At 58.8% G+C, this 1,763-nt stretch carries 1 protein-coding gene and 2 pseudogenes; all 3 read left to right on the forward strand.

The window, feature by feature from the left end:
- Nucleotides 1-254: pseudogene (locus ACQKPE_RS26450) on the forward strand (F0F1 ATP synthase subunit alpha); the annotation flags it as partial.
- A 48-nt stretch (nucleotides 255-302) separates the two neighbouring features.
- The gene (gene atpG, locus ACQKPE_RS26455; protein WP_375098466.1) at nucleotides 303-1,163 is read left to right on the forward strand and encodes a F0F1 ATP synthase subunit gamma; all 861 of its coding nucleotides are present in this window, start codon (nucleotides 303-305) and stop codon (nucleotides 1,161-1,163) included.
- A 27-nt stretch (nucleotides 1,164-1,190) separates the two neighbouring features.
- Nucleotides 1,191-1,763: pseudogene (locus ACQKPE_RS26460) on the forward strand (hypothetical protein); the annotation flags it as partial.

Below are 1,763 nucleotides of genomic sequence, written 5' to 3' on the forward strand. Positions count from 1 at the left end.
TGATGAAGCAGAAGCAGTACGCGCCAATGTCGATCGCCGACATGGCCCTGTCGCTGTACGCCGCTGAGCGTGGCTTCCTGACTGACGTAGAAGTCTCCAAGGTCGGTAGCTTCGAGCAAGCGCTGATCGCCTTCTTCAACCGTGATCACGCCGAACTGATGGCCAAGATCAACGTGAAGGGTGACTTCAACGACGAAATCGACGCTGGCATCAAAGCCGGTATCGAGAAGTTCAAGGCCACCCAGACCTGGTAAGCCGCAGTGGGGGCTCCGGCCCCCGCTTGCTAACCTGATAGGTGATACATGGCAGGCGCAAAAGAGATTCGCAGTAAGATTGCGAGCATCAAAAGCACGCAAAAAATTACCAGCGCCATGGAGAAAGTGGCGGTCAGCAAAATGCGCAAGGCACAACTGCGCATGGCTGCTAGCCGTCCTTACGCGGAGCGTATCCGCCAGGTGATCGGTCATCTGGCCAACGCCAACCCGGAATACCGCCACCCGTTCATGATCGAGCGCCCTGTAAAGCGCGCCGGTTATGTCGTGGTGACGAGTGACCGTGGTCTGTGCGGCGGCTTGAATACCAACCTGTTCAAGGCCCTGGTCAAGGACATGAACGAAAACCGCGAACAGGGCGTGGAAATCGACCTGTGCGTGATCGGCAGCAAGGGTGCGACTTTCTTCCGCATCTTTGGCGGCAACGTCGTAGCCGCGATCAGCCACCTGGGCGAAGAGCCATCGATCAACGATCTGATCGGCTCCGTCAAAGTGATGCTGGACGCCTACCTCGATGGCCGTATCGATCGCCTCTCGGTGGTTTCGAACAAGTTCATCAACACCATGACCCAGAAACCGACGGTCGAGCAGTTGGTACCGTTGGTGGCAACCCCGGATCAGGAACTCAAGCACCACTGGGACTACCTGTACGAACCCGACGCAAAAGAGCTGCTGGACGGCTTGATGGTGCGTTACGTGGAGTCGCAGGTGTACCAGGCGGTGGTCGAGAACAACGCTGCTGAACAAGCGGCCCGGATGATCGCCATGAAGAACGCCACAGACAACGCCGGTGACCTGATCAGCGAACTCCAGCTGATCTACAACAAGGCGCGTCAGGCTGCGATCACCCAGGAGATCTCGGAAATCGTCGGCGGCGCTGCCGCGGTTTAACGGTTCACATATTCAGAGGATCCAGCTATGAGTAGCGGACGTATCGTTCAAATCATCGGCGCCGTCATCGACGTGGAATTCCCACGTGACGTCGTGCCGAGTGTTTACAACGCGCTGAAAGTTCAAGGCGCGGAAACCACCCTCGAAGTTCAGCAGCAGCTGGGCGACGGCGTGGTTCGTACCATTGCGATGGGCTCGACCGAAGGTCTGAAGCGCGGTCTGGACGTCGTCGATACCGGCGCGGCCATCTCCGTTCCAGTCGGTAAGGCCACCCTGGGCCGTATCATGGACGTCCTGGGCAACCCAATCGACGAAGCTGGCCCGATCGGTGAAGAAGAGCGTCGCGGCATCCACCGCGCTGCCCCTTCGTTCGCTGAGCAAGCAGGCGGCAACGACCTGCTGGAAACCGGCATCAAGGTTATCGACCTGGTCTGCCCGTTCGCCAAAGGCGGTAAGGTTGGCCTGTTCGGTGGCGCCGGCGTCGGCAAGACCGTAAACATGATGGAGCTGATCCGTAACATCGCCATCGAGCACATAGCCAGGGCACAGCTATCGGTAGTTCCCCACCCAAACGCCAGGCCGCCGCCCTTTCCAAGGCAA

Origin of the sequence: Pseudomonas sp. NPDC089554 (assembly GCF_050280645.1) — a bacterium.
In the GTDB taxonomy this organism is placed as follows: domain Bacteria; phylum Pseudomonadota; class Gammaproteobacteria; order Pseudomonadales; family Pseudomonadaceae; genus Aquipseudomonas.

Bases quoted from the DNA above. Each gene is read 5' to 3' on its own strand.
- atpG (WP_375098466.1), top strand. From the start codon at position 303: ATGGCAGGCGCAAAAGAGATTCGCAGTAAGATTGCGAGCATCAAAAGC.